Below are 26,395 nucleotides of genomic sequence, written 5' to 3'. Positions count from 1 at the left end.
ATCCGCCCCTAAGATACCAAAAGCTCATCATCAAGATGAGCTCCCTTGCTATGAGAGATATGTTAAACCACTTTGAATCTACATACAATTAAAAGTTGTGTGATCTGATTCACAAATCTAATTATTAAGTCAGCTTATCATCGCCTATCGCTTTTGTTTAAGCCCCATACTGTGTTGTGCTAGGAAAGCCACCAAAAGGCAAAATGGCATTTTTGCCAAAACGCAATTCACAACCACGTAAGCAGTGGCTGCATTTGTCTTTTTTGGGGTCATCGGTTGGCTTGTTGTATTCATCAGCAACCGCTCCCCCTGTATAACCGCATTCCGCTGAACGATAACGCCAGATACAAGTATCAGAGGTAATCATCAGTAGCGGAATGCGAGCATTATCGGTTTCTGCAGGCAGTGCCAGTTCAAAAACGGCGACTTGCTCGTTGAGCTGTTTTAGCTGCTCAATCAGATAGACGCTTACCGCCTCTTGGGTGGGGTCGGCTTGTGGATTGCCGTTTGGGAAATTTACTGCATCTAAAAATTGTGCGTAAACCTGTCGGCGAATCACTTTCGCCCCAATGCCTTGTTCAAACTCTAACACCAGCGTGGTCACCAAGCCGTACAGATTAGACAGCGTCAATGATGGACGGTTACTCGGTCCTTGCCCTGACGCTTCTAGTCCTTGCACCTCAATGGGATAGGCTTGGAATTCACGCCCTTGCCAGAAGATATTCCCACCGCCTTGTGTTGTGCCATTATGAAAGCGTAATACCTCACCAAGGCGATTATCGCTTTTGGCACGCAATCCTGTTAAATCAATTTCCCACAATTCAATCAGAGCGTTTTGCTCCAGTTTTGGCAAGGCTTGCCGCATTTTTTCAGGTAATGCTTTAGGCATTAAATCACCTCCTCAAACTCGCATTCAAACAGCGTATGGCTTCTACCTATTTTTTGTGTCCACTGGGGACAGACTACTTTGACTTGCTCACCCTCAAGGCATTCTCGAAAATAAAAGGCTTTTACCCCTGCGTGTGTTGCAAAAAAATCCGCTAATTTGACCGCTTGTTGTCGCTTGAGATTAAAATTTAAGTTATATCGCCGCACTAACGGATTCAATCCGACCGTTAAGCGTTGTTGATAACCATCGCCAAACTGATTAACCTGTCTGCGTGGCTTACTTTCCACGCTATAGTGTGGCTGTGGAAAAAAGGGAAGGGTTTGTAATGTCATTGGGTTACCTGCAAAAACGTTATTGATACAATCATCAGTGAGCCAGTAATCCGCCGCTGCGTTGCTGCTTAGACAGTACATCAAGGACTTGTGCTTGAATTAACTGGGCAAGCTGTTTGGCTTGTTGAGCGGTCTGTTCTGGGCTATTTTTTACATTGCCTTGATTGTCGATATGAATCGTAATCGAGACATCATTATGCATTGAAGATGAACTCGACTTAAACGGCACGGCAGGGACAGCTGGCACACCCACCCCACCGCCACCTGAAAACCCACGAGCCACACCATAGTTCAAGTAATCTAAATACCCTCGCCCAAGGCGTGCCGTCGCTTCTTTATTAACACATATTCGCCACGGTGAACAATGCCTGCTGAGGTAATCGCCGCCATATTGGCAAATTTTTGGGCGGGTGTTAATGCACTAGGGTCTGACATTGCTTGCATCACCGCTTGCGAGAGTTTTACCGACGCTTCCGCAATCGCAAAGCCTTTACTGATTGCAAACATCGCCTTATAAGCACTGGATTGCTTACCTGCAGAGCGTTCTACCATACCCGCTAACACATCAAATGCCCCACCAATTTGCCCTAAACCTTGAGCATAAGCATCAGCCTCCTTTTGCCAGCGTTCGTTGCTATAACGGTCTAACAATGCCTGCTTGCGTTTTTCATACTCTTCTATGGTGCGTAATTCTGTTTCCTTGGAAGCATTTAACATCGCTAATTCTTTTGCCTGTTGATTGGCTAAGTCTTGATTGGGGTCGAACAAGCCCTTGAGTTCATCTTGTGGCGAGACGGCATATTGTGTGCGTGATTTGGCGTAGGCTAATATTGACAACAACCGCAATCAACTCTTCAATCACTACCACATCGCCACTTTTTAAGGCTTTTTTCGCCGTAAACTCAATGGTTTCACCATTACGAATAAAATTTTTCATCAGAACTCCTTGTCAGTAAAAAACCTCTTCTATGAAGAGGTTTAGTGAGTAATAAATTTTCACCTTCAACAGCTTATGCCGTTTTGACTTTAACTAAGCCACGATAATCGATGAGGTTCACCCCTGCATCAATGCGGACTTTGGTTTTTACCCCATCAATGTCAAACCCTTGAACCTGATCGATAAATGGCGTTTCAATGCCATCAAGGTAAGATACCTCAATCGCCTCTTTGTTGATTAAATAATAATCTGTGGCACTGACCGCTTGTAAGCGGTGCGATTTTAAAATCGGTACGATATTTTGCAGCGGATTAATAATCCCTGTATTAATATCTGCCCCCTCTACACTGCTTGAGCCTAAAATCTGTTTTGCTCGGGTATGCAATGCAGTTGGGGTCAGCAAATAATCTGGATCAATGGCAAGTTGGGTTCTGCCATCAAAGGATTTTTGCCCATTCATTAAACCAATCGCTTTATCAATCGTGGCTAAATCCAGCTTGCCACTTTCAATCAAGTTTTTGTGGTCGTTGCTAAATAACAACTTGCCATCTGCGGTTTTGTGATTGCCTGTTAAAAGAGCAAACACGAGATTGGCGATGGTTGCCCGTGCTGCTCGCCCCATCTTGTGCGGAATTTTAGTCAGCAAATTCATATCATCATTGATAATCGCTTGGCGAGTAATAGAGAACGCCTTACCGTAAGTCGCCAGTACTACTTGTGCTTTGGTGTCGGATAAGGTGCCGTAGGTGTATTCACTGCCTTCAGGAATTAAATCTAATCCTTCAAATTCCCCTAATCCCACACGGTGAGCAGGGCGGAAATCCGTTAAAATGCCCTTAGTGGTAAATTGCTCAAAGTTTTCGCTCGCCTCCTCCCAGCCTTTCATCAAAGACTTATGCGAGACGTCCAGCAAGATATTGCCAAAATCACTCGTAGAATGGGTAAATGCCATACCGACTACTTGCATTGCGTTGTGTCCTGCCACGCCCACACCTCGATCGACTAATGAGGCACGTGCCATTTCACGCAAACTCATTCCCGTATAAGGATTGCCTTTTTCTGCTCGCTCGCCACCTGCTCGTTCAAGCAGTGCCGCTTTTAGGCTGTCGCCAACTAGATTGCCGTTGCCGGCATAAATGTGGTGTTTTGGCACGCTTGGACTTGTCCCCTCACCTAATTTTGCCAGTAATCGATCTTTAGCTTGTTCTGCACTGAGAGATAAATCCGCTAAGCAATCTACCAGTAAGCTGTCATACTGACCGCCAAATGCAGCAAACGTCGCTTTGATTGTGGCGTTGCGTTGAGCTAGTTCTGTCATTGGGTTGGCTGCAATATTTTGCGTATTTTCGACCGCTGGCACCGTGCGTTGATCAGCAGCTTGAGGCACCTCTGCAGCAGGCGGGTGATTGGCATTGCCTTGTGGTGTAAACAACATGGTTTTAAGTACTTGTGGCATATTTTGATAGTCTCCTAAACGTTTAGATTGAATGTGTGCCATCGCCTTCACTGGCTTGGCGAGTTCGTCGGCAAATCCGTGTTCAACAGCCTCAACGCCGCTAAACCACGTTTCCGCCGCCAGCATTTCAGCTAATTCCTCGTGGGATTTGCCTGTTTTAGCCGCATAAGCAGGAATCAATGTCGCTTCTAATTTGTCGAGCAAATCCGCATATTTTCGCATCTCCTGTGCGTCCCCACCTTGTATTCCCCACGGCTTATGAATCATCATCATTGCATTTTCAGGCATCACCACCTTGTCACCTACCATCGCAATAACCGATGCCATAGAAGCAGCAAGACCATCTATATAAACGGTCTTGGTTGCGGGGTGATTTTTCAATAAATTAAACATAGCGATACCATCAAACACGCTCCCACCTGGGGAATGAATGTGTAATGCTATTTGTTTAATCTCGCCCAGTTTTTTCAAATCATTGGCAAATTGCTGGGCAGAAATACCCCAGCCGCCAATTTCATCATAAATTGCGATTTCGGCACTGTTCTTTCCTTTCGCTTGGATTTTGTACCAATTCATAGTTTCTCCTGTTGAATTTAGGTATAAAAAAACCGACCATTTCTAGTCGGATTCATTGTTGTTTTCGTTTTGTGCTGTGTTCTGTTTAGGCTGAATTTGCGTATTGGTTAAATCAGTGTCAAATTTCAAGCCCTCACGCCCATTTTCTTTAATTTCCACAATTCGTTGCCGTTTCACCTCAGCAGGATTATTGCCACTGGCTCGGATTGCCTGCCCTTCGGTCGCTAAGCCGCCTTTGATTCGTTCTTTCCACGCATTGGCTTCTTTGATTGGATCTATCCACGGCATAACAGGTCCTGAATAAACCGCATTAAATAGCGACTTTTCGTCAATATCTGGTGGAATCTCGATCGCCTGTGAAGCTATTGCCATTTTTAGCCATTCTCGATAAATCGGACGGCTGATAGCGGCAACAAAGGCATCTTGCAATACCGCATAGCCTTCAAAACTTTCAACTAGCTCTTGTCGTTGAGCCGAATAGGTGCCGTTATAATCTCGAGCAATACTGGAATAGCTAGAGCGTGTACCAGCTGCCGCCGCTCGTAATTGTCCATTTCTAAACGACTCTAGCCCTGTATTTGGGCGGTTGGAATGGATTAATCCGATGTCTTCACCTGGCTTTAAATCATCAATCACCGCACCAGGGGCAATATCAAACAGCCGCTCGCCATCACTATTGCTTTCCTCATCATAAAGAGCCGCATCGCCTTTTTTGATATACATCGTCATCGCAGCGGCAATACGTGCCGCTACTCGTTCACTTTCCTCATATTCTTTCAAATCCGCTAAACGCACAATCACACCGTGTAACATACTCACGCCACGGACTTGATGTAACCGTTTACGAAAGGCAAGATGCAACATATTTTCAGCCGATACGGTCTTTATTCTTCCGTATACTGCTGGACTTTCTTGCGGATTGTCTAAATAGACTTGGTAAGCGGTCGGTTTTCGCCACGCATTGAGAAATACGCCTTGCACTAAGCCATTTTTAGCTTCGTCCGTCTGCATTGGCACAAAATCAGGCTCTAAGGCTTCAAGTGAAAAGGCGACTGGCGAGCCGTGCTCTAATCCTGCTACTTTTCCTTTAACCAACTGAACAAACACCTCGCCGTCTCGTAGCCAAGTACGAAGTAGCATTCTTTCCAACAAAGGGCGGGTATATAAGCCTGTTACATCAGGTTTCACGGACCATTCTGCCCAAAGTTTGCGAATTTGCTCTGCCAGTGCTTCGTGAACATCACCTGACAATGTGAGCGGTTGTGGCTCAATGTGAATGCCCTTTGAGCCAATCACCCGTTCTTCCATTTTATCCAGAATGCCTATCACAATATCGTGATTTTGATCTAACGCACGCGCCTGTTCTCTCAGGCTGACCGCACTTTGGCGAACTGTGGTATTTGCTCCTTTGCCCTCTCGTTGTGCCTTGTGCGTTCGGCTTGGTAATGCCGCCTCATAAGTATTCAGCACATAGCGACTTTGTGAACGTTTTACTGCCCATTTCGGAGACAAGGTAGCAATGGTTTTTTCAAGTAGGTTCATCGTTACGACCTCTATATTAAAAAGCTAATTCCAAAACAAGCTGCACCAATCGCAAAACCAACTGCTGCAATAATTGCGGCATTAGCTAATTTATTACCGACTTTATCTGCTGCATTCTCACTCATTTTTCCACCTACCTTTACTTGATGTTTTGGGTTATACTTAACCATATTCTTTATTCATTCCTACTTAATGGGTAAAGAAAAACCCCAAGAGTTTGCCGCTCTTGGGGTTTGTTTTTAGATAAAATTTGCGTACTTTATGCGATGTTTTCGCACTTTCTGACCGCTAGTTGCAAGCTGCTCATCCAGCATTATTTGATAGCGATCACGCTGTTTGGTGTATTCCGCCACCTGATACGAAACAGACCGCCCATTAAAGCTGACCTGTGATTGGGCAGTCTCGATTTTCTCGTCTAGCTGTCGGATTTTTTGTTTGAGTTCATCAATAGTATACAGACTCATTTTTACTCCAATAAAAAACCGCCTGTATTTCTACAAGCGGTTGGTTTGAGGTATATCTACTATGGAAACATATTTCTCAATGTTTGCTTCCTATCTTGAAGTACAAGCTCAATAAGGTTATTTTGCTCACTCAATAATCGAGATTTATTTAGCTCTAAATCAACATCATTCACAGCAGTAGCCATTAACCAATACTCCGCACGAGTAAAGTATTCTTTCTGTTTTTTTAATTCCATTAAGGATTTCCGATAGCAATCTAGATCTGCTTTTTCAACTCGTTCTAGCAATAAACAATACGTCCATAAATAAAAATTCTTATTGGTTTTTTCATACATTTTGTAAGACAGGGATAGCATCTCCTGATGTCTATCAGGCTGTTGTAATATAGGTAGAATACTTAGTTTACGCCAAAGATACCACTCCTGCCAAAAATTAGGTAAAAGGCGATTTTCGTTGTATTGAATGAGTTTTGTTAGAGCTATATTCTGCTCTGTCAAATTCTGATAGTAACGCTCTGAATCTGGCGACGATAAAATAACATCAATATGAGCAAGATGCGTCCTATATATTTGATAGTCTCGGAATACTTGATACCCAAGCATACAAAAACAAGCAAGACTAAACGAAAACAGCCATTTCTTCATTTGAATGTTACCTTTCTTTCAATATTTGAAAATTCGCCACCAGTGGCTAACCCTGATGAATTATACTGAAATTGAACGTTCCTATCATTGTTGCACCGACCCCTTCAGAGAAAACATAAGGTGTATATTTTTCTACAATTTCAGTTGTAGATGAGTATATTTCACCACCAGATAATGGCGACACTATAAATTTCAATGATTATCGCCACTCTGTGGCGATTTTTTATGCGGATTTTCCTAGTAATTTAACCGCTTGAGCAACATCATCAGCTTGGCTGATTGCACTCACGACAGCAATGCCATCTGCACCATTTTGGCGGAGATAAACAACGTGTTCAGGTTTCACGCCACCAATGCACACGATAGGTTTTGTGATTCCTGCTTGGCGAACCGCCTTAATAAGTTCTAGTCCAATCGGTGGGCTGTGATTGGCTTTTGATTGGGTTGGGAAAATAGGACCAAAACCGCAATAATCCACTTCAGGCAGCGATTCAGCGTAGCCAATTTCATCAAGTGAATGAGTAGAAAGCCCAATAATAAAGGGCGGTGGGCATTGTTTACGAATTTCACTAGGCGACATATCGTGTTGTCCAATATGAATACCATCAGCTTCTAGGGCTAAGGCCAGCGGTAGGCTGTCATTCATAATGAATGGAATTTGATATTTTCGACATAAATCACGACATTGTCGTGCCAATTCTCGCTGTTTCTCTGGCATACTTTCTAATGAGTTTGCCCCTTTATCTCGAAATTGAAAACAACGAATTCCTGCTATCAATGCCTGTTCTAGAACGTGCAACAAATTCGCTGCACGATCGTTTGTTGGTCGAGGGCAATCCTGTGAGCCTGCGACAAAATAGAGCGAGAGCATTTTACGGATATTAACATTGAGTTGATCGGTTTTATTTGTAGTGGTATTCATATTTCCTCCTGATAGGCCCAATGGTTAGTTGGACCGTGTCCTTGTCCTATATTAAGCGGTTGAGCAATGGCTTGCGTAATAAAATCTTTTGCAATTTTTACCGCAGAACTGACCGCTTTTCCTTTGGCTAATTCTGCAGTGAGACAAGCAGAAAATGTGCAGCCTGTGCCGTGTGTATGACGTGTAGAATAACGAGGGCTATCTAACACGAATTGTGCCTCTGGGGTAAAGACCCAATCTCGGCAGACTGCACTTTGGGAATGTGCTAAATGACCACCTTTAATCACCACATTTTTTACCCCTTGTTCTTGTAATATGTGAGCGGCAAGACTAGCGGTCTGATCATCAATAATTTCTACACCTGTCAATGCTTTTGCTTCAGGGAGATTGGGGGTGATAACCATTGCAAGCGGCAGCAAATACTCTCTTAATGCGTAAATTGCCTCGCTCTCAAGTAATGCCGCACCACCTTTCGCCACCATGACAGGATCGAGGACGAGTTGTCTAAAATCTAACTTTTTGAGCATACTCGCTACGCCGATAATGGTTTCAGCATTGCCGAGCATACCGATTTTAAAGGCTGAAATCTGAAAATCGTCAGCGATGGCTTTCAATTGTGCTTCGACAGTTTTTAATGGCACGGCATGAATATCAAATACGCCTAAACTATTCTGAGCCGTTACTGCGGTAATCACTGATGTACCAAATACTTTTCGCATTTGAAACGTTTTGAGATCCGCTTGAATGCCCGCACCGCCTCCGCTATCAGAGCCTGCAATGGTGAGTGCTTGAGGAGTATTGCAAAACTGGGAAATTTGAGACGGCTGAGATAAATTAGGCATAAGTAATCCTTGCATACTGCTCAATCATTTCAGGCGAGATACCGCCTAGATTATCCAGCAAACCCACTTCAAATTGACCAAACTCTGTTGGATTTAATGAGGCCGCTGCCCGTTCTCCTGCAATGGCATAAGTTGCACAAGCTTCCAAGGTCGCATCAAAATAGTTATCTGACTTTGCAACGGCTAAAAACGCCCCACAAATCGCCCCAAGTAAGCAGCCTGACGCCGTAATTTTAGGGAACATCGGCGTGCCATTAGCAATTTTGACCACTTGAGAGCCATCGCTAATCACATCAATCTCGCCACTTAATGCCACGATACAACGATAGTCGTGAGCAGCTTTCTTTGCTAATGCTGCGACATCGCCCTGACCGCTCCCAGCGTCCACCCCTTTTGCTTCCCATTGTACGCCAGCTAACGCGGCAATTTCACCTGCGTTACCACGAATTAAGGTAAATTTGATCTCATTAAGTAACCGCTTGACCGTTTCTCGGCGAAATTGGGTAGCCCCCACCGCAACAGGATCTAACACCACAGGAATGCCGACTTTATTTGCTGTTTTACCTGCCAAGAGCATAGCCTCAACATCATTACCGAGTAACGTGCCGATATTGATCACCAACACTTGGCTAAAACGTGCAATTTCTTCCATTTCCTCTATAGAGTTGGACATCAAAGGAGAAGCACCGATTGCTAATAGCCCATTTGCAGCAAAATTCGCCGCAACAATATTGGTAATATTATGTACCAGCGGATTTTGCTGGCGAACTTGTTTTAAAAAACGTGATTTCATTTTTTTCTCCTATTGAGTAAAGTCGTTAAAGGGTTAAATCTAAGCCCATCTGCCAAAACGCGATCTCCATTTTGGTTGCAGTGGTAAAAATCGTTTGTAAATTCTGTAATTGCTTTTCGTTTAATTGACAACAAACGGACTCAAATAAGTAAATCATCTTCTGTACACCCGCTTGAAAATCGTCTGCTGCATAAGCGTCAATCCACGCTTGATAAGGATTATTTTCAGCACTTATTCCACTGTTTTTAATCCAACGCCCAATTTCCGCATAGCCTGCAGCACAAGGTAGTAAGGCAGCATACAGCTCTGCCAGCCCTCCGTTTATTCCACAATCCAGCACATAACGTGTATAGGCAATACAGGCGAAAGATTCTTCTGTTGCAAACACCTCAGATTCCGCAATGCCCCACTGTTGGCAAAATTGCAAATGCACATTGATTTCTTTCAGCAATATGCTAATTGCTTCATTTGCTTGTGCCATTTGAGCAAAATTATCGGCTTTAAAAATCCCCAATGACAACGCTCGGCTATATTGAAACAGATAGCGATAATCTTGTTTCAAATAGTGTTGAAAGGCGGCTTTAGGTAACGTGCCTGTTGCGATCCCCTGTACAAAATCGTGCTGAATATATTGTGTCCAATGGGGTTGTGAATGTTGAACCAGTTGTTGAAAAATAGACATAATTGCCTCTTATGGATTGATTGATGAAATACAAAAAAACCGCACATTTTATTACCAAGATTGGCAAGAATGTGCGGCGTTAATCAGTGCTGTTTATAATAGAAATCTTGCGTACAAGAACTAAGAAAGAAGACAGATAATGAATAAAACGGCGAAAAGCCGTAGCAGATTATGATTGGCATATTAGTTTCCTACGTCAGTGTTAGCTGTATCAGGTTCACGGGTATCATCTCAGCTTTTTGAACCGTTGTTCACAAAGCACCCCGACTAAAACGTTGTCATAGTCTAAAGCATTAAAAATAAAATACAATCAGAATTTGCATAAAATGTGTTCGAGTTCACGCTGTATTGCAAGCGGTCAGTTCTTGCGAAATTTTTACAGAAGTCTAGATATAGGCGTTTCCCACCTATAAATCATATAAATCAGTGGGTATTTAGCCAAACATACCAAAATATATCTAACTTTGACCACTTGTTAGCTTTCTTAATAAGGCAAGTTCACGCTCTAGGCTTTCAATCAGTTTATCTTTTTGAGCCATTAACTCTTCTTTGTGAGCTAAAAGCTGTTGTAGGCGTTCAATTTCTTGGCTGTTGCTATTATTATGCCCAACGGTAAGAAAATTATTAGAGTTGCTAAAACCGTTTTCCGCATTATGAAAATAAATCTGCCCCTCATCTCCGTAAGATAATAACTCACAAATATCCATATCAAATACTTCAGAGATCTGCTCTAAACGGGGTAAATTTGAACGCACCTCGCCTCGCTCAATTTTGGCATAACCTGTCACTGACATTCCTAATTTTTCCGCCATTACTTCTTGTGAAAGTCGGCGAGTTTCTCGTAAATAGCGGATTTTTTCGTTAATTTTCATAATTGCTCTTTTAAGGTAAGTTACTTCGCCTAAAAAGGTAATAGGCTGTAACTGGTGGTTTATGGTTTATTTTTGAGATTAGTATAGATTAAAAGGGCTTTAATTTTAAGCGTATTTACAATCATCAAATGAGGTCTATCTATGTCTATTAAACGTATTTCTATTGCAGCCACAATTTTACTGAGTTTAACTGCTTGTGGGAGCAGTGGCGGCGGTTCAGGTAATGTAACAAAGCCAATTTCAAAAGTACAACAAACGACACGAACAGATAAAGCTAAAGCTGAACAAGAAGCAAAAGCAAGAGCGGAAGCAGAAGCCAAAGCTAAAGCTGAACAGGAAGCAAAAGCAAGAGCGGAAGCAGAGGCCAAAGCTAAAGCTGAACAAGAAGCAAAAGCAAGAGCGGAAGCAGAGGCCAAAGCTAAAGCTGAACAGGAAGCGAGAGAAAAAGCTGAGGCAGAAGCTAGAGCGAAGGAAGAAGCTCGTATTGTACAAAAAATGAAAGATCTTATTGCCTTTGCAAAAGGAAAAGGCTTATCAGATAGTGATGCTAAAGAGTTTGCTGAACAAAATGTAGATATTTCCAATGGTAAAGAGCAACCTGCACTAGATAATTTCCTTAAAGAAAAAGTGCTTGCAGAAGCGGAAAGCCTTAAAGGTATCTCTAATCATTCTTATCCAGTAGATTCATTAACAAGTAAAACATCGATGTTATCTAGTAGTACATCGAATAGATTGACTAATGAACAACGTACTCATCAGGTTATTTATAATCAACCATATTCTGCGGTATTAGGTAATTATTCAGGATTTGTATCTTATAATAATTCTACAGGTTATATTTTTGATGATAATCGTGATAGCTCAATTCAAGTAAAAGGTCTTCGCACGGAAGAAAAAGCGTTGCCATTGCAAGGTAGTGCGACTTATTCTGGTAAAGCATTTAACGGTACGATTGTTGGTTTTTCTGGATCTGATGAACCAATTGAAGGCAAATTATTTTCTGGATCTGATGAACCAATTGAAGGCAAATTATCTTACAACGTAAACTTTGCAGATAAAACGGGTTCAGGTTCAATTACTGGGTTAGGTAATGATATTACGCTCGAACGAGGTACCATTTCTGGAACTGGTATTTCTGCAAATGCAACACAAAGTTATAAATGGGGAGAATACTCTCTTGGCTTCTATGGCAAAAATGCTGAAGAAGTAAGTGGTAAAGTGTCATTTGATGGAAAAGACGTTGTCGGCTTCGGCGGCACTCGTGGCCAAATCCAAAAATAGTTTTTAACTATTCAACATAATTAGGCACACTGTGTGTCCGTATTGGGCGGTTAAAATATGCAAAATTTTGTACAGTTTTGACCGCTTGCAGGCGAACGCAGTGTGTTCCTACAATAAGAACTCACGTCTAATAAAATCTAATGAAATCAATATCTTTTATTCTTTTTATACTTCCCTCAACTCTGTTAGCAGAAACCCTTTCCACGCCTAAGCCACTCTTTTTTGAGGATAAATCTGTTCAGCGAAAACAGGCAAAATTTGCAAAAAATTCACCGAATTTGACCGCTAATACCCCAATGTTCACCCCAATCGAGCAAGCAAATTGGGATCAAACCATTACGACTTTATTGGTCAATAAGCAGTGGCAAGCCTTAAAAATTGCATTAGAACATTATGCTAAGCAGGCGAATTTTGATCCGATTTTATATCGTTATGCAAAAGGAGCAATGTTACGAGCAGAGCAAAATTATGATGGGGCAATCCAGCTTTATCAACAACTTTTACAAGCTCAACCGCAGTTAGCTTATCCACGTTTTGATTTGGGTGTGATGTTGTTTGAAAATAAGCAATATCATGAGGCCAAACAGCAGTTAAACCAAGCAAAAAATTCGCTTGAACCACAAATGCAACCTTTAGTCGAACGCTATTTACAAGCAATAAAGGAACGCCAAAGTTGGCAACCTGATGCGGAATTACAATATACACAAACGAATAATGCGAATAATGCATCCAGTGAACGAGAAGTCGAAATTGGTGGGTTGCGTTTTGTTAAAAATAGCGATTCCCTACCACAAAAAGCACAGGGTGTTCGTTATGGTTTGGGAGCAAGTAGAGAAATAAATTTAAGTGGTAATCATTTTGTAGTATTTGAAGGGCGATTTAGTGGCATACATTATTGGAATAATCGAGAACACAGCGAAAAATCGTTATACAGTTCATTCGGTTATCGTAAACTTTCGGCATTGCAATCTTGGGGCATTTTGCCGTTCTTTGAACAAAATTGGCTCGCTTCGCCACGTTATAGCAGAAATTTTGGGGTAAATGTGGAATTTCACCGTCAGCTTACTCGCCAATGGCGGCTTTCTGCTAATTTTAATCACACACAAAAACGTTATACAGGTGGAAATATTGCAAAACGTTATAACGGTCATATGAGTGGGCTATCAACCTCATTAAGTTATCAAGCTAATGCAAATTGGGTGATATTCGGTGGTTTAGAGGTGAGCAAAGATCGAGTCAAAGACAAGGCTGAAAGCTCTATTCGCAAGGGAATAAATGTTGGCACACTCATTCGTTTTGGCAATTTTGCCAGCTGTGTGGGTTTGCGTTATGTGAAACGTAACTTCTTAGCAGATAACTTCTATTTTCCGAAAAAACGCATTGATAGCGAATACAGCGTGAATACCAGCCTGTGGCATAACCAAATCCGATGGAAAGGTTTTGTGCCGAAATTAAACTATCGTTATCGCAAAGTGGATAGTAACATCACAGCATTTTACAGCCGTTCAAACAGTGAGTGGTTTATAAACGTAGAAAAAGTGTGGTAAGTGCAAGCGGTCAGATTCTGCAATATTTTTGTAAATTCTCACAATCTTGACAGTTTGTTATCTGCTGAAGAAATATCTAATGCTCAATTCTTTGCTATAATCTTCTCGTAATCAAAACTTATCGGAAGAAAGTCTATGTTTAGCCCAGAAGAAAAGCGTCAAATGACTGAAGCGGATATTCGTTCTAAATTTATTACGCCTGCCATTAAAAATGCAGGTTGGAGCGATCGCCAAATTAGTGAGGAATATTCTTTCAAAGTCAATAAAACATTTACTGATGGTCAAATGGTTCTTGATCCTAAAACGAAGAAAGCAAGTCGCCAAGACGCTAAACGAGCAGATTATTTGCTTTATCACTCTGCTAATCGCAAAATTGCAATTGTAGAAGCCAAAGATAATAAACATTCATCAAGAGATGGTTTACAACAAGCAATCGATTATGCCTTATTACTGGATATTCCTTTTGCTTATAGTTCAAATGGCGATGAATTTGTTGAACACGATTTTATAACGGGTAAACAACGCCAACTTCCTATGACACAATTTCCAACACCGCACGAGCTAGCGGAGCGTTGGAGGCAGCAATATACAGCAGAAGAATTAAAAATTATCCAACAGCCTTATTACACCAGTGCCAGTGATCATTTCAAAGAGCCTCGTTATTACCAAGAAATTGCAATCAACCGCACGATAGAAGCGGTTGCCAAAGGGCAAAATCGTATTTTGTTAGTTATGGCAACAGGAACAGGCAAAACTTACACCGCCTTTCAAATTATTCATCGCCTGAAAGCTAGTGGTACAAAACGTAAGGTTTTATTTCTTGCTGACAGAAATGTGTTAGTCGATCAGCCGATGACCCAAGACTTCAAGCCATTTAAAGACAAAATGGTCAAAGTGAGCAACAAAAAATTGGATAGCTCCTTTGAAGTCTATTTGGCACTTTATCAGCAATTAGATGGTGAAACGGATAATCAGTTATTCAAGCAATTTCAGCCCTCATTTTTTGATTTAATCATCATTGATGAATGTCATCGAGGTAGCGCCAAAGAAGATTCCAACTGGCGTGCAATTTTGGATTATTTCTCTGAAGCGACACATATTGGTATGACCGCTACACCAAAAGAAACCGCAGATGCAAGCAATATTAGCTATTTTGGCGATCCAATTTATACCTACAGCCTAAAACAAGGGATTGAAGATGGTTTTCTTGCCCCTTACCGTGTTATCCGTGTTGATTTAGATTGTGATCTGAAAGGCTGGCGACCAATCAAAGGTTTACAGGATAAAAATGGAAATCCTGTTGAAGACAGGCTTTATACCGTCAAAGATTTTGATTATAACATTGTGCTTGATGACCGCACTCGACTTGTGGCAGAACGGATTACTGAATTTTTACACAAAACGAACCGATTAGATAAGACGATTGTATTTTGTGCCAATATCAACCACGCTCAACGAATGGTAGCGGAATTATCTCGCTTAAATGCCGATATGCTGGCGAAAAATCCGAAATATATCCGCCAAATTACAGGCGATCAAACAGCTAAAAATGAGGATTTAGAAGCCTTTTGTGATGTCAAAAATGAAGATAAGGCTTACCCAGTGATTGCCGTAACCTCTAAATTGATGACGACAGGAGTGGATAGCAAAACCTGCAAATTGGTGGTACTTGATGCCAACATTCAATCCATGACTGAATTTAAGCAGATTATTGGACGTGGCACACGCTTACGCACGGATGCAGGCAAAGAGTTTTTCACCATTTTAGATTTTCGTGGCGTAACACGGCTTTTTGCTGATCCTGCTTTTGATGGTGAGCCCGTGGTCATTATTGATATCGATCCAGATAACCCTATTTCTGATTCAGAAAATGATCAACCAATTCATAATCCTAAAGAACCACAGACAGTGAAGGAAAATGAAGGCGAATATAAGCCTGTTATCGTTTTGGAAGCGGGTAGCTTAAAACTGCGTATTCTTGATGAAAAAGTACAGTATCTCAACGAACAAGGCGAGCTGGTTTCAGAAGATATTGATCTTTTCTCCCAACGTGAAATTCAAAAAGATTTCTCGTCCTACGAGCAGTTCCAACAAAGCTGGCTAAGTAGCGGTGAGATTTTCTCAAAATTTTACACCGACGAAAAATGGCTCAATTCTCTTCGCAAGAAAAACCAATTTGGTCGCCAATTTGACGATTATGACGTTATCCGAAAAGTCGGTTACGGAAAAGTACCAATAACCAAGCAAGAACGAATCGAAAAAGCAAAAAACAGTGGCTATTTCGCTCAATACTCAGAAGAGAATCGCCAAGTACTAGGGCTATTACTTGATGAATATGTGAAATCAGGCGTGAAAGATCTCAGTAAACCTGAATTGCTGAAAAACAGTCAATTTGAACCGCTTGGTGGCTTGATTGCGATTGTGAAAAAATTTGGCGGAAAGGCACTTTATCAAAAAGCCGTTCAAGGCTTAGAAAAAATGATTTATTCGGATTAATACTCAACAAGCGGTGAGATTAAATCGCAATTTGCAAAATATCTTAAAATCTCACCGTACTTTTCTTTTTTAAGGACACCTAAAATGAGCTTAAACAATTTAGTAAAACGCTTGCAAGATGTGATGAGAAATGATGCAGGCATTAATGGCGATGCACAGCGTATTGAGCAAATCGTGTGGATTTTATTTTTAAAAATTTACGATGCTAAAGAGCAAGAATGGGAACTTATTTCTGATGACTACCATTCAATTTTGCCTGATTTTTTACGTTGGGAAAATTGGGCGAAAGACAATAAAGACGGAAAAGCAATGACAGGCGATGAGCTACTCAATTTCGTCAATAATGATCTCTTCCCTGCACTGAAAAACTTGCCGATTTCGACTGAAACGCCAATGAATCAAAGAATTATCCGTGCAGCATTTGAAGATAATAATAACTATATGAAAAATGGTATTTTGCTTCGCCAAGTGATCAATATCATTGATGAAATCAACTTTGAGCAATACCAAGAACGCCATACCTTTGGCGATATTTATGAAAATATACTAAAAAGCCTTCAAAGTGCAGGCAATGCAGGGGAATTTTATACACCACGAGCACTAACCGATTTTATGGTAAAGATGATTGCCCCTAAATTAGGCGAGCGAATTGCCGATTTTGCTTGTGGCACAGGGGGATTTTTAACCTCAGCATTGAAAGTGCTAGAGAAACAAATTCAATCCGTTTCCGACCGCACTTTGTTCAATAATTCCGTTTACGGCATTGAGAAAAAAGCCCTACCGCACCTGCTTTGTATTACCAATTTGCTCTTGCACGATATTGATAACCCAAATGTGCATCACGACAATGCTCTTGAAAAGCCAGTAAAAGACTATACGGAGAATGACAAATTTGACGTGATTTTAATGAATCCACCTTACGGCGGCAGTGAAATTGAGCAGATCAAAACCAACTTTCCCTCTGCATTACGCAGCAGTGAAACGGCGGATCTGTTTATGTTGGTGATTATGTATCGCTTAAAGAAAAATGGGCGTGTAGCGATTGTCTTGCCAGACGGTTTCCTTTTCGGTACGGATAACGCTAAAGTTGCGATTAAGCAAAAACTAATGACGGAAATGAATTTACACACCGTCATTCGTCTGCCACATAGCGTGTTTGCTCCTTACACCTCAATCACAATAACATTCTCTTTTTTGATAACACAGAACCAACCAAAGAGACCTGGTTCTACCGCTTGGATATGCCAGAAGGCTACAAAAACTTCTCGAAAACTAAGCCAATGAAATTAGAGCATTTCAACGAGGTAATGGAGTGGTGGCACAACCGCCAAGCGATTGAAATTGATGGCTTTGATAAAGCGAGATGTTACAGCTATCAAGAAATTGCGGATCGCCAATTTAACATCGATCTTTGCGGTTTCCCACACGAAGAAGAGGAAATTTTGCCACCTGACGAACTCATTGCAAATTATCAGCAAAAACGTACCGCTTTAAATGCCGATATTGATCGCATTTTAGGCGAAATCACTCAAATTTTGGGGATTAAATTATAGGTGGAAAAATGTCTGATTTAATCATTTACAACACTGAAGACGGTAAAAGTAAAGTCTCACTTTTTGTTGCAGAAAATGAAGTTTGGCTAACCCAAAATCAGCTTGCTGAACTTTTTGACACCTCTGTACGAAATATATCCGAACATATCAAAAATATATTTAATGACAATGAGTTAGATGAAGCTTCAGTTATGAAGGATTTTTTCATAACTGCTACTGATGGCAAAAATTACAGTGTAAAGCACTATGCTTTAGCAATGATTTTAGCTATTGGTTTTCGTGTGCGTAGCCCACGAGGTGTGCAATTTAGACGTTGGGCAAATAGTAGTTTACGCACTTATTTAGAAAAAGGATTTTTAATGGACGATGAACGTCTGAAAAATCCGAACGGACGAGTTGATCACTTTGATGAATTACTGGAACGAATCCGAGATATTCGAGCCAGTGAAATGCGTTTTTATCAAAAAGTGCGGGAGCTATTCAAGCTTTCTAGTGACTACGATGCGACCGACAAAGCCACTGAAATGTTCTTCGCCGAAGCTCAAAACAAGCTCATTTATGCGGTGACACAACAAACAGCAGCAGAGCTCATTTGTCACCGAGCAAATGCGGAATTACCAAATATGGGTTTAACTACTTGGAGTGGTGAGCGAGTGCAAAAAGCCGATATTATCGTTTCAAAAAATTATCTCAATGAAGACGAAATTGATACGCTCAACCGCCTAACGGTCATCTTCCTAGAAAGTGCGGAGCTAAGAGCTAAAAATCGCCAAGATTTAACCCTACGCTTTTGGCAAAACCGTATTGATAGCATTATTGAAGATAATGGTTTTCCTGTGCTGGCGGATAAAGGCAATAAAAGCCGCCAACAAATGAAAGAATTTACTGATGAACAGTATGCCCTTTTTAAACAAAAGAGACGTGAAATACTCGCATTAAATGCCGAACAAGATGACTTAAATACCCTTGAAGCAATCGGAAAAAAGGTTAAACAAACACGATGAAAGCTCAACAACTTAAAAACGCCATTTTACAACTCGCCATTCAAGGCAAGCTTGTGCCACAAGACCCAAGCGATGAACCTGCTTCGGTGTTGCTTGAAAAAATTAAGCAAAAAAAAGATCGCTTGATTGCGGAAGGCAAAATCAAAAAAAGCAAAAAAGCTACCGATAATCTCCCTTCTGTATCGCAACAGGATTTCCCCTTTGAAATCCCTGAAAGTTGGGAAATTGAAAAATTGGGGAATATTATTTTTAATTTAGGGCAAAAAACACCTAATGAGCGTTTTTTTTACATAGATGTAGGTCTTATAAATAATAAAATCCATAAATTAAATAGCTTAGAAAATATTTTAGAACCAGATCAGGCTCCATCTAGGGCAAGAAAGATTGTTCAGAAAAATTCTATTTTATACTCAACTGTTCGTCCTTATTTACAAAATATTTGTATATTAGAACAAGATTTTCAATATGAGCCAATAGCAAGTACAGCATTTGCCGTAATGAATGTATTTACCAATTTTTATCATAAATATTTATTTTACTATTTATTAAGCCCTGTATTTACTGAGTTTGTTAATCAAGAAATGGTAGGTGTTGCTTATCCTGCAATCAATGATGATAAATTATATAATTTGCCAATAGCAATCCCCCCACTCAACGAACAAAAACGTATTGTGGCGAAAATTGAAGCATTACTGCCTTATATTGAACAATATGCAGAAAAAGAAGAAAAACTGACCGCTTTACATCAGCAATTTCCAGAACAGTTAAAAAAGTCAATTTTACAGGCGGCAATTCAAGGCAAATTAACTGAGCAAGATCCGAATGATGAGCCTGCTTCTCGCTTGATTGAGCGGATAAAAGCAGAGAAATTACGCCTAATTGCTGAGAAAAAACGGAAAAAACCGAAGGTGGAATCAGAAATTATCCTTCGTGATAATTTGCCTTATGAGATTATCAACGGTGAAGAGCGTTGTATCGCTGACGAAATCCCATTTGATATTCCTGAAAATTGGGGGTGGGTGAGGTTAGAGAACATTATTTTATTTAATATTGGTGGTGGAACACCATCTAAAAATATATCAGAATATTGGAATGGAGAAATTCCTTGGGCTAGTGTTAAGGATTTGGATAAAGATAGTATTTATTTAAATAATACATCTGATTTTATCTCTGATCTTGGATTAGAAAATAGTTCGTCTAATATAATTCCTAAAAATAACATCATTTTATGCACAAGAATGGGATTAGGAAAAATCGCGATAAATAATATAGATGTTTCTATTAATCAAGATTTGAGAGGGATTATTCTATCAAATGATGTAGATAAACTATTTTTTGTATATTTTTTCAAAACTTTAAATCTTCAAGGACAAGGACTAACTGTTAAAGGGCTACCTGTTGAAGAATTAAATAAGATCTACTTCCCACTCCCTCCACTAAACGAACAAAAACGCATTGTGGAAAAAATTGAAAAATTATTTTCTACTTTGCAAAATTTAGCGTATAACTGACCGCCTAAATCTTTTTATCATACTGATTTTCAACCCAAACAGGAGAATCAGTATGATTATTTCTTTTCAAAAATACCTATCAAATCAAGATCTTGCTAAGAATAGCATTTCAGCTTATTTATTTGCTGTGAAACAGTTTTACAAATTATACCCCGATGTTACAAGAGGAAATTTAAAAGAATATAAAGTCTTTTTAATTGATCGTTATAAGCCACAAACGGTTAATTTAAGACTACGAGCAATAAATTGTTATTTAGAATTTCTTAAAAAAGAAAAATGGAAGTTAAGCTTTGTTAAAGTTCAGCAAAAGCCATTTTTAGAAAATGTGATTAGCGAAGCGGATTACCATTATTTTAAACAGAAACTAAAAGAGGATAATGAATTATATTGGTATTTTGTTATTCGCTTTATGGCGGCAACTGGTGCAAGGGTAAGTGAATTAATTCAGATCAAAGTCGAACATATTAAGATAGGTTATTTAGATCTTTATTCCAAAGGTGGAAAATTAAGACGAATTTATATTCCACAAGCATTGCAGCAAGAATGTCAAAAATGGCTCTATGAAACAAACAAAATATCAGGGTTTATTTTTCTTAATAAATATGGTGAGAGAATTACTACTCGAGGGATTGCAGGGCAATTAAAAATTTTGGCAAAAAGATATAAACTTGATCTAAAAGTTGTTTATCCACACTCATTTCGTCATCGTTTTGCTAAAAGTTTTTTAGAGCGTTTTAATGATATTGCTTTTTTAGCCGATTTAATGGGACACGAAAGTATTGAAACCACCAGAATTTATTTAAGAAAAACGGCAACAGAGCAACAGGCTATCGTTAATAAAATTATTGATTGGTAGCATATACCCTATCTCAGTCCTGCGGACAGCTCCCTCCGCAAGCGGAAGGGAGCGAAAGGCATATTATTACGCTATAAATTGAACCGCTTTAAATTAAAAAATAATTTTTCAATTTTTTCTACAATGCGTTTTTGTTCATTGAGTGGTGGAATAGGGATAATCGAATCTCTTACAGTATCTGATTTCAGATTTTTAAATGCTGAACCAGCTGCCTTTTCAGAAAATTGAGAAAAAATAAAAGGCGAGCTTAATAGATAATATAAAAAATCTATATTAAATATCTTTTCATCAAATTTAATCACTAACCAACCATCGTGGACACAACCAGATATTTTAGTAATATAAGGTCTTCCGAAACTCATTGAATTGGTTAATAAAAAATCATTAACTTGAACTAACTTAGATTGTTTAGCTCCATCTAATGTGATCTTTTCTTTTGTGGTTTTAATATATTTTCCACCAATATCTGTATCTCCAATCTTAATCCAAGGAATACCATTTTCATCATTTGTAATGTACTGATTTATTGGTCTTGGAGAGGCTCCACGAGAAATATCAACAATATCGCCAAATTTACACCACCCCCAATTCTCTGGAATATCAAACGGCACTTCATCAGCGATACAACGCTCTTCACCGTTGATAATCTCATAAGGCAAATTATCACGAAGGATAATTTCTGATTCCACCTTCGGTTTTTTCCGTTTTTTCTCAGCAATTAGGCGTAATTTCTCTGCTTTTATCCGCTCAATCAAGCGAGAAGCAGGCTCATCATTCGGATCTTGCTCAGTTAATTTGCCTTGAATTGCCGCCTGTAAAATTGACTTTTTTAACTGTTCTGGAAATTGCTGATGTAAAGCGGTCAGTTTTTCTTCTTTTTCTGCATATTGTTCAATATAAGGCAGTAATGCTTCAATTTTCGCCACAATACGTTTTTGTTCGTTGAATGGGGGGAGGGGGAAATAGAAATTTTCCAAATTTCCTGCGGATAAGTTTGGCTGAGCTGTACCATTATTATATTTATTGATTTCGTTATTAATTAATGGGGAATTAATATAATAATAGAAGAAATATAAATCTAATAATTCTGTACTAATTAATCTTAAAATAACTAATGAAGATGCTATTGCACCAGATGAAAAAGGATATATCCCATTTTTACCTAAAGAACCTCTTAAGCAAAAAATAAGATCATTTTTCTTTAATTTTCCACTTCCAAGCAAATCATACTGTTGTTGAGATAAATATAATAATTTTTCATTTGAAATAGTTCCATTATCAAGATTAATTGCACTGATAAAAGGAATTCCAGACAAGTGTAATTTATCTTTTGAAGGATAATTTTTCCCCCTATCTCCATTAATTAATTCTGTAACACTAGATAACCTCACCCACCCCCAACTTTCAGGGATTTCAAAGGGGAAATCCTGTTGCGATACAGAAGGGAGATTATCGGCAGGTTTGAAAAATGGAGTGTTTTATTTTTTACTCGCAACATACCGCTCAATTTCAACTGGGCAGCCATTTGGGGCTGTGGCTTGTGAGAGGTGAGAGCTGCCGATGTCTGCTGTTAAGACATTGGGATTGCCGTTGAGGCAAAGGGGATTTTCATTTTGCATATCATTGAAATCAGGATCATACCAGCCGCCTTCGTACATCGCGACTGTACCTGCGATAATGTTGATTGTAATGACAGCTCCAGCTAATACTTGTCCATTTTGATTTGCAATACGCACAATATCGCCTGCTTGAATGCCTCGAACCTTGGCATCATGGGGGTGGATTAAAATCGGTTCTCGTCCATTCACTGCGTATTTTTCTCGCAATCGAGTGTATGCTAGCTGGCTATGTAAGCGAAAATAGGGGTGTGGGGTGATAAGACGCAGGGGCAATTCTGCAGTTAAAGGGCTTTTTCCTAGCCATGTTGGGTGTTTAGGGCAATTTAGGTACTGCATGTTGGCGATAGTTTCAGAGCAAATTTCAATTTTTCCTGAAGGGGTGGCTAGTGGATAAGCGGTGGGATTTTGGCGAAAATCTGCAAATTTTACCCACGTTGTGCTTTCTTCTGTGGGCATAAAAGCCATTGGCTGGTTTTGTTGCCAAAATGTAGCAAAATCAGGCATTGCAATATTGGGGTGTTTATTCACCGCTTGCTGGCGAGCGGTGTGATAGATTTCTGCAAGCCATTCCATTTCTGTTTTTCCTTCGGTAAATTCTGCAAATCTGCCAGCTCTTTGGGCTAATTCTGCAAAAATATCATAGTCGTTTTTGGCTTCAAATTGTGGTTCAACAATTTGTTTCATTGGGAATATATGTGATTGTGAATAGCTACCACTCATTGTTAGATCGTTGCGTTCAAAACTGGTTGTTGCAGGTAGAACAATGTCAGCCATTTTCGCTGTCGGTGTCCAATAGCATTCGTTTACAATGACGGTTTGTGCTTGTTGCCACGCTTGGCGTAAGCGATTAGTATCTTGATGGTGAACGAATGGGTTGCCACCAGCCCAGTAAATTAATTGAATATTAGGGTAGTGATGAGTTTTCCCATTAAACGAGTAGGGTTTATGCGGATTAAGCAGGCAGTCTGCAATTCGTGCAACAGGAATTTGCCATTTGGGTACAGTTGGATCTGGGTAAGCATTAATACCTTTCATCGCAGCTGCATTACAGACAGGCACACCGCCATTACAGTGATAATTCATACCAAAGCCGCCGCCTGCTAAGCCGATTTGTCCGAGCATTGCAGCCAAGCTAACTAACGCCCAAGGAGCTTGCTCACCAAAAGGTTGTCGCTGCATCGCCCAACCGCCCATTAACATCGTACGATATTGAGCGAAATGCGTGGCTAATGTTGCAATTTGCTTTGCTGAAATGCCGCAAATTTGGCTTGCCCATTCTGCAGTTTTTGGCTGATTATCTGTTTCTCCTAGCACATAAGCACAAAATGTATCAAAACCTACGGTGTATTTAGCAAGAAAGGCTTTATCGTGTAGATCATTAATGATTAGGGTGTGTGCTATGCCAAGGATTAAAGCAACGTCTGTGTTTGGATTAATTGGTAGCCATTCTGCTTGCAGATAATCGCAACTTTCGCTACGTATTGGATCAATGCAGATAATCCGTTTGCCGCTGGCTTTTAATTTTGCGAGATAGTCTATCCCTTTTTGATCGGTTGCCACCCAAGCGACACGCAAGGTGGTTAGCGGATTGGCTCCCCAAAGTACTACAATGTCGCTGTGTGTTAAAATAGATTCCCAGCTGGTTTGAGGTTCATAGACTTGGGAAGAGCCTATAACGTGTGGTAGAATCACTTGAGCCGCCCCTGTTGAATAATCTCCCACAATATCTACCGCACCGCCCGTTAAGTTCATATAACGCAATAATAATGAGCGACAACTGTGCAACACACCGCAGCTATACCAGCCATACGAGCCTGCAAAAATCCCTTGTGAACCGACCGCTTGTCGCACTTGGGTTATTTTATGATGAACGAGATCTAATGCATCTTTCCAAGATACCTGCACCCAATCGTCTTGCCCACGCAAACGAGTATCAACATTGCCTTCTAAAAATCCTTTTCGCACCATTGGTGCTTTTACTCGCCGATCGCTGTAGATTTGATCAGGGACGACTGTTTGCAATTCATTTTCAATCACTGAAGAGAGTAAGCCTTTGGAAGAGGCGGCAACGCCTTGTTGGATTTCAACTTCGATGGCTCCCCAATGAGCAGCAGTATTAATTTTCATTCTTCCCCCTAATAGATTGAGAGAGATTATAAAAGAAATTTTAGAAAGGCAATATTTCATTAACCCATGCAACTAGTTGGAATGTATGCAAATGGCTTTTTTGAGATCGTAGTCGCAAAGCTAAAAAATGAAATATGACTTAAAACAAGGTATTGTATGATTTGTGTTTAAATACGCAAAATTGCGTACTTGCCTAATACAGTTAAGATGACTAGAATAAAGCGACTTTAAGACTCCGAGCCAGACCGCCTAAGTTGTTTTATTTAAGCTACTTGCGTTTCACTTAAGTTATTCAATATGGAAGCTGTGCCAGCAAAATTTTGCCAAGGATTGTTGAGAAATTAGCCGTCCTCTCGTATTTAGAAAGGTGTCAAATGCAAAATATTATCCCGATAAAAAATGTCGGTGATGATTTTTCTCATCAAGGAATAGGACTCATTGATCGTTTTCAACGGCAATATGTTTATTTGAGATTATCCATTACCGATGTTTGTAATTTCCGTTGTAATTATTGTTTACCTGATGGCTACCAACCGCCAGCGGATAAACAGACGTTTCTTGCCCTCTCTGAAATTCAGCGTTTAGTTCACACATTTGCCCAGCTGGGGACTGAAAAAGTCCGCATTACAGGTGGTGAACCCACTTTGCGGAAGGATTTCCTTGAAATTGCTCATACCATTGCACAAACCAAAGGTATTCGCCAAGTTGCTTTAACGACCAATGGTTATCGAATGGAGCGTGATGTGGGGTTATGGAAAGAAGCAGGTATTAGCCATATTAATGTGAGTGTAGATAGTCTCGATCCTCGTCAATTCCAGCTGATTACAGGTGAAAACAAACTTCATTCCATTCTCAAAGGCATTGATAACGCTTTTGAAGTGGGATACAACAAAATCAAAGTGAATGCCGTATTGATGAAACAATATACAGTAAAAGGGCTTGACGATTTTTTACGATGGATTAAAAATCGTCCAATTCAAATGCGTTTTATCGAATTGATGGAAACTAACGAGATGGAGCATTTTTTTAAGCAGCAACATCTCTCTGGGCAATCTATTTTAGATCGGCTGCTTCAAGTTGGCTGGCAGTTACAGTCAAAATCGCTTTCAGACGGGCCTGCCAAAGTGTTAGCACACCCCGATTATCAAGGGGAAATTGGGTTAATTATGCCTTATGAAAAAAACTTCTGTGCAAGCTGTAACCGTTTAAGGGTCTCCGCATTAGGCAAGCTACATCTCTGTTTATTCGGCGAAGAAGGGATTGATTTGCGTGATTTACTGCAATCAGACTCACATCAATTGCAACTTGAAGCTCGTTTAAAATCCGCTTTACAGGGCAAACGAGAACACCATTATCTGCATATTGGTAATAGTGGTATTCGTAATAATCTCGCTAGCATTGGCGGATAAAATCGCAAGAAAAAGCCATTCTCCAAGCGGTAAGTTTGGCA

At 40.1% G+C, this 26,395-nt stretch carries 24 protein-coding genes, 1 pseudogene and 2 riboswitches; of the genes and pseudogenes, 8 read left to right on the top strand and 17 right to left on the bottom strand.

The annotated features are described in order from the left end of the window. Positions 1–157 precede the first annotated feature (157 nt). The 15 genes from EV693_RS04725 to EV693_RS04660 form a co-directional block, all read right to left on the bottom strand. Positions 158–889 carry a phage minor tail protein L gene (locus EV693_RS04725; RefSeq protein ID WP_132501228.1) on the bottom strand — a complete coding sequence of 244 codons (732 nt, stop codon included), beginning with the start codon at positions 887–889 and terminating at the stop codon, positions 158–160. Beyond that, positions 889–1,221: a phage tail protein gene (locus EV693_RS04720; protein ID WP_132501227.1), complete on the bottom strand. Its 333-nt coding sequence runs from the start codon at positions 1,219–1,221 to the stop codon at positions 889–891. Before EV693_RS04720 ends, EV693_RS04725 begins: the two co-directional genes overlap by 1 nt. Positions 1,222–1,255: 34 nt before the next feature. Further along, positions 1,256–1,504, bottom strand: coding sequence for a hypothetical protein (locus EV693_RS04715; RefSeq protein WP_132501226.1), 249 nt, complete (start codon positions 1,502–1,504; stop codon positions 1,256–1,258). 17 nt (positions 1,505–1,521) lie between these two features. Further along, a complete protein-coding gene (locus tag EV693_RS04710; RefSeq protein WP_207906479.1) occupies positions 1,522–2,058 on the bottom strand; it encodes a hypothetical protein in 537 nt (178 codons plus the stop codon). Further along, the gene (locus EV693_RS04705) at positions 2,000–2,158 is read right to left on the bottom strand and encodes a hypothetical protein (protein ID WP_165904879.1); all 159 of its coding nucleotides are present in this window, start codon (positions 2,156–2,158) and stop codon (positions 2,000–2,002) included. Before EV693_RS04705 ends, EV693_RS04710 begins: the two co-directional genes overlap by 59 nt. 73 nt (positions 2,159–2,231) lie before the next feature. Then, entirely contained in the window at positions 2,232–4,190 is a 1,959-nt protein-coding gene (locus tag EV693_RS04700; RefSeq protein WP_132501223.1) for a ClpP-like prohead protease/major capsid protein fusion protein, read from the bottom strand. A gap of 42 nt (positions 4,191–4,232) precedes the next feature. Then, the gene (locus tag EV693_RS04695; RefSeq protein ID WP_132501222.1) at positions 4,233–5,732 is read right to left on the bottom strand and encodes a phage portal protein; all 1,500 of its coding nucleotides are present in this window, start codon (positions 5,730–5,732) and stop codon (positions 4,233–4,235) included. Between the two features lie 11 nt (positions 5,733–5,743). Then, positions 5,744–5,902, bottom strand: a complete 159-nt coding sequence (locus EV693_RS09480) for a hypothetical protein (protein WP_165904878.1) — start codon at positions 5,900–5,902, stop codon at positions 5,744–5,746. Between the two features lie 69 nt (positions 5,903–5,971). After that, complete coding sequence (locus tag EV693_RS04690; protein WP_132501221.1) at positions 5,972–6,196, bottom strand: hypothetical protein; 225 nt, start codon at positions 6,194–6,196, stop codon at positions 5,972–5,974. Positions 6,197–6,255: 59 nt separating this feature from the next. Beyond that, a complete protein-coding gene (locus EV693_RS04685; protein ID WP_132501220.1) occupies positions 6,256–6,840 on the bottom strand; it encodes a hypothetical protein in 585 nt (194 codons plus the stop codon). A 223-nt stretch (positions 6,841–7,063) separates the two neighbouring features. Beyond that, on the bottom strand, positions 7,064–7,762 hold the full coding sequence (thiE, locus tag EV693_RS04680; protein WP_132501219.1) for a thiamine phosphate synthase: 699 nt from the start codon (positions 7,760–7,762) through the stop codon (positions 7,064–7,066). Beyond that, on the bottom strand, positions 7,759–8,604 hold the full coding sequence (gene thiD, locus EV693_RS04675) for a bifunctional hydroxymethylpyrimidine kinase/phosphomethylpyrimidine kinase (RefSeq protein ID WP_132501218.1): 846 nt from the start codon (positions 8,602–8,604) through the stop codon (positions 7,759–7,761). The genes thiE and thiD overlap by 4 nt, the downstream gene beginning before the upstream one ends. After that, a complete protein-coding gene (gene thiM / locus EV693_RS04670) occupies positions 8,597–9,397 on the bottom strand; it encodes a hydroxyethylthiazole kinase (RefSeq protein ID WP_132501217.1) in 801 nt (266 codons plus the stop codon). The genes thiD and thiM overlap by 8 nt, the downstream gene beginning before the upstream one ends. 25 nt (positions 9,398–9,422) lie before the next feature. Next, entirely contained in the window at positions 9,423–10,079 is a 657-nt protein-coding gene (tenA, locus tag EV693_RS04665) for a thiaminase II (RefSeq protein ID WP_165904877.1), read from the bottom strand. 171 nt (positions 10,080–10,250) lie between these two features. Next, a riboswitch (TPP riboswitch) is annotated at positions 10,251–10,355 on the bottom strand. A gap of 182 nt (positions 10,356–10,537) precedes the next feature. Next, positions 10,538–10,951, bottom strand: coding sequence for a helix-turn-helix domain-containing protein (locus tag EV693_RS04660; protein ID WP_132501216.1), 414 nt, complete (start codon positions 10,949–10,951; stop codon positions 10,538–10,540). A 141-nt stretch (positions 10,952–11,092) separates the two neighbouring features. Between EV693_RS04660 and EV693_RS04655 the strand changes: the two genes are divergently transcribed. The 7 genes and pseudogenes from EV693_RS04655 (at position 11,093) to EV693_RS04625 (ending at position 21,199) form a co-directional block, all read left to right on the top strand. Beyond that, a complete protein-coding gene (locus tag EV693_RS04655; RefSeq protein ID WP_132501215.1) occupies positions 11,093–12,232 on the top strand; it encodes a factor H binding protein domain-containing protein in 1,140 nt (379 codons plus the stop codon). A gap of 140 nt (positions 12,233–12,372) precedes the next feature. Then, positions 12,373–13,779: a surface lipoprotein assembly modifier gene (locus EV693_RS04650; protein WP_165904876.1), complete on the top strand. Its 1,407-nt coding sequence runs from the start codon at positions 12,373–12,375 to the stop codon at positions 13,777–13,779. 135 nt (positions 13,780–13,914) lie between these two features. Then, positions 13,915–16,275: an EcoAI/FtnUII family type I restriction enzme subunit R gene (gene hsdR / locus EV693_RS04645; protein ID WP_132501214.1), complete on the top strand. Its 2,361-nt coding sequence runs from the start codon at positions 13,915–13,917 to the stop codon at positions 16,273–16,275. An 84-nt stretch (positions 16,276–16,359) separates the two neighbouring features. Further along, positions 16,360–17,828: pseudogene (locus tag EV693_RS04640) on the top strand (class I SAM-dependent DNA methyltransferase). A gap of 8 nt (positions 17,829–17,836) precedes the next feature. Then, complete coding sequence (locus EV693_RS04635; protein WP_132501213.1) at positions 17,837–18,832, top strand: virulence RhuM family protein; 996 nt, start codon at positions 17,837–17,839, stop codon at positions 18,830–18,832. Further along, entirely contained in the window at positions 18,829–20,343 is a 1,515-nt protein-coding gene (locus EV693_RS04630) for a restriction endonuclease subunit S (protein ID WP_132501212.1), read from the top strand. The genes EV693_RS04635 and EV693_RS04630 overlap by 4 nt, the downstream gene beginning before the upstream one ends. 52 nt (positions 20,344–20,395) lie before the next feature. Continuing rightward, complete coding sequence (locus EV693_RS04625; RefSeq protein WP_132501211.1) at positions 20,396–21,199, top strand: tyrosine-type recombinase/integrase; 804 nt, start codon at positions 20,396–20,398, stop codon at positions 21,197–21,199. 71 nt (positions 21,200–21,270) lie between these two features. Here EV693_RS04625 and EV693_RS04620 read toward each other — a convergent pair whose 3' ends face one another. Together EV693_RS04620 and EV693_RS04615 are read right to left on the bottom strand one after the other, a co-directional pair. Further along, on the bottom strand, positions 21,271–22,590 hold the full coding sequence (locus EV693_RS04620; RefSeq protein WP_243694574.1) for a restriction endonuclease subunit S: 1,320 nt from the start codon (positions 22,588–22,590) through the stop codon (positions 21,271–21,273). A gap of 87 nt (positions 22,591–22,677) precedes the next feature. Then, positions 22,678–24,945: a molybdopterin guanine dinucleotide-containing S/N-oxide reductase gene (locus tag EV693_RS04615; protein ID WP_243694573.1), complete on the bottom strand. Its 2,268-nt coding sequence runs from the start codon at positions 24,943–24,945 to the stop codon at positions 22,678–22,680. 221 nt (positions 24,946–25,166) lie between these two features. After that, positions 25,167–25,331, top strand: a riboswitch (molybdenum cofactor riboswitch). On the opposite strand from EV693_RS04615, the gene moaA reads away from it, so the two are divergent. Beyond that, a complete protein-coding gene (moaA, locus tag EV693_RS04610; protein WP_132501208.1) occupies positions 25,320–26,354 on the top strand; it encodes a GTP 3',8-cyclase MoaA in 1,035 nt (344 codons plus the stop codon). Its footprint overlaps the riboswitch before it by 12 nt. The last annotated feature ends 41 nt before the right edge of the window (positions 26,355–26,395 follow it).

Origin of the sequence: Nicoletella semolina (assembly GCF_004345745.1) — a bacterium.
Lineage (GTDB): Bacteria > Pseudomonadota > Gammaproteobacteria > Enterobacterales > Pasteurellaceae > Nicoletella > Nicoletella semolina.
Note: the sequence above shows the minus strand (reverse complement) of the source record. Positions and strands in the feature narration are given on the sequence as shown.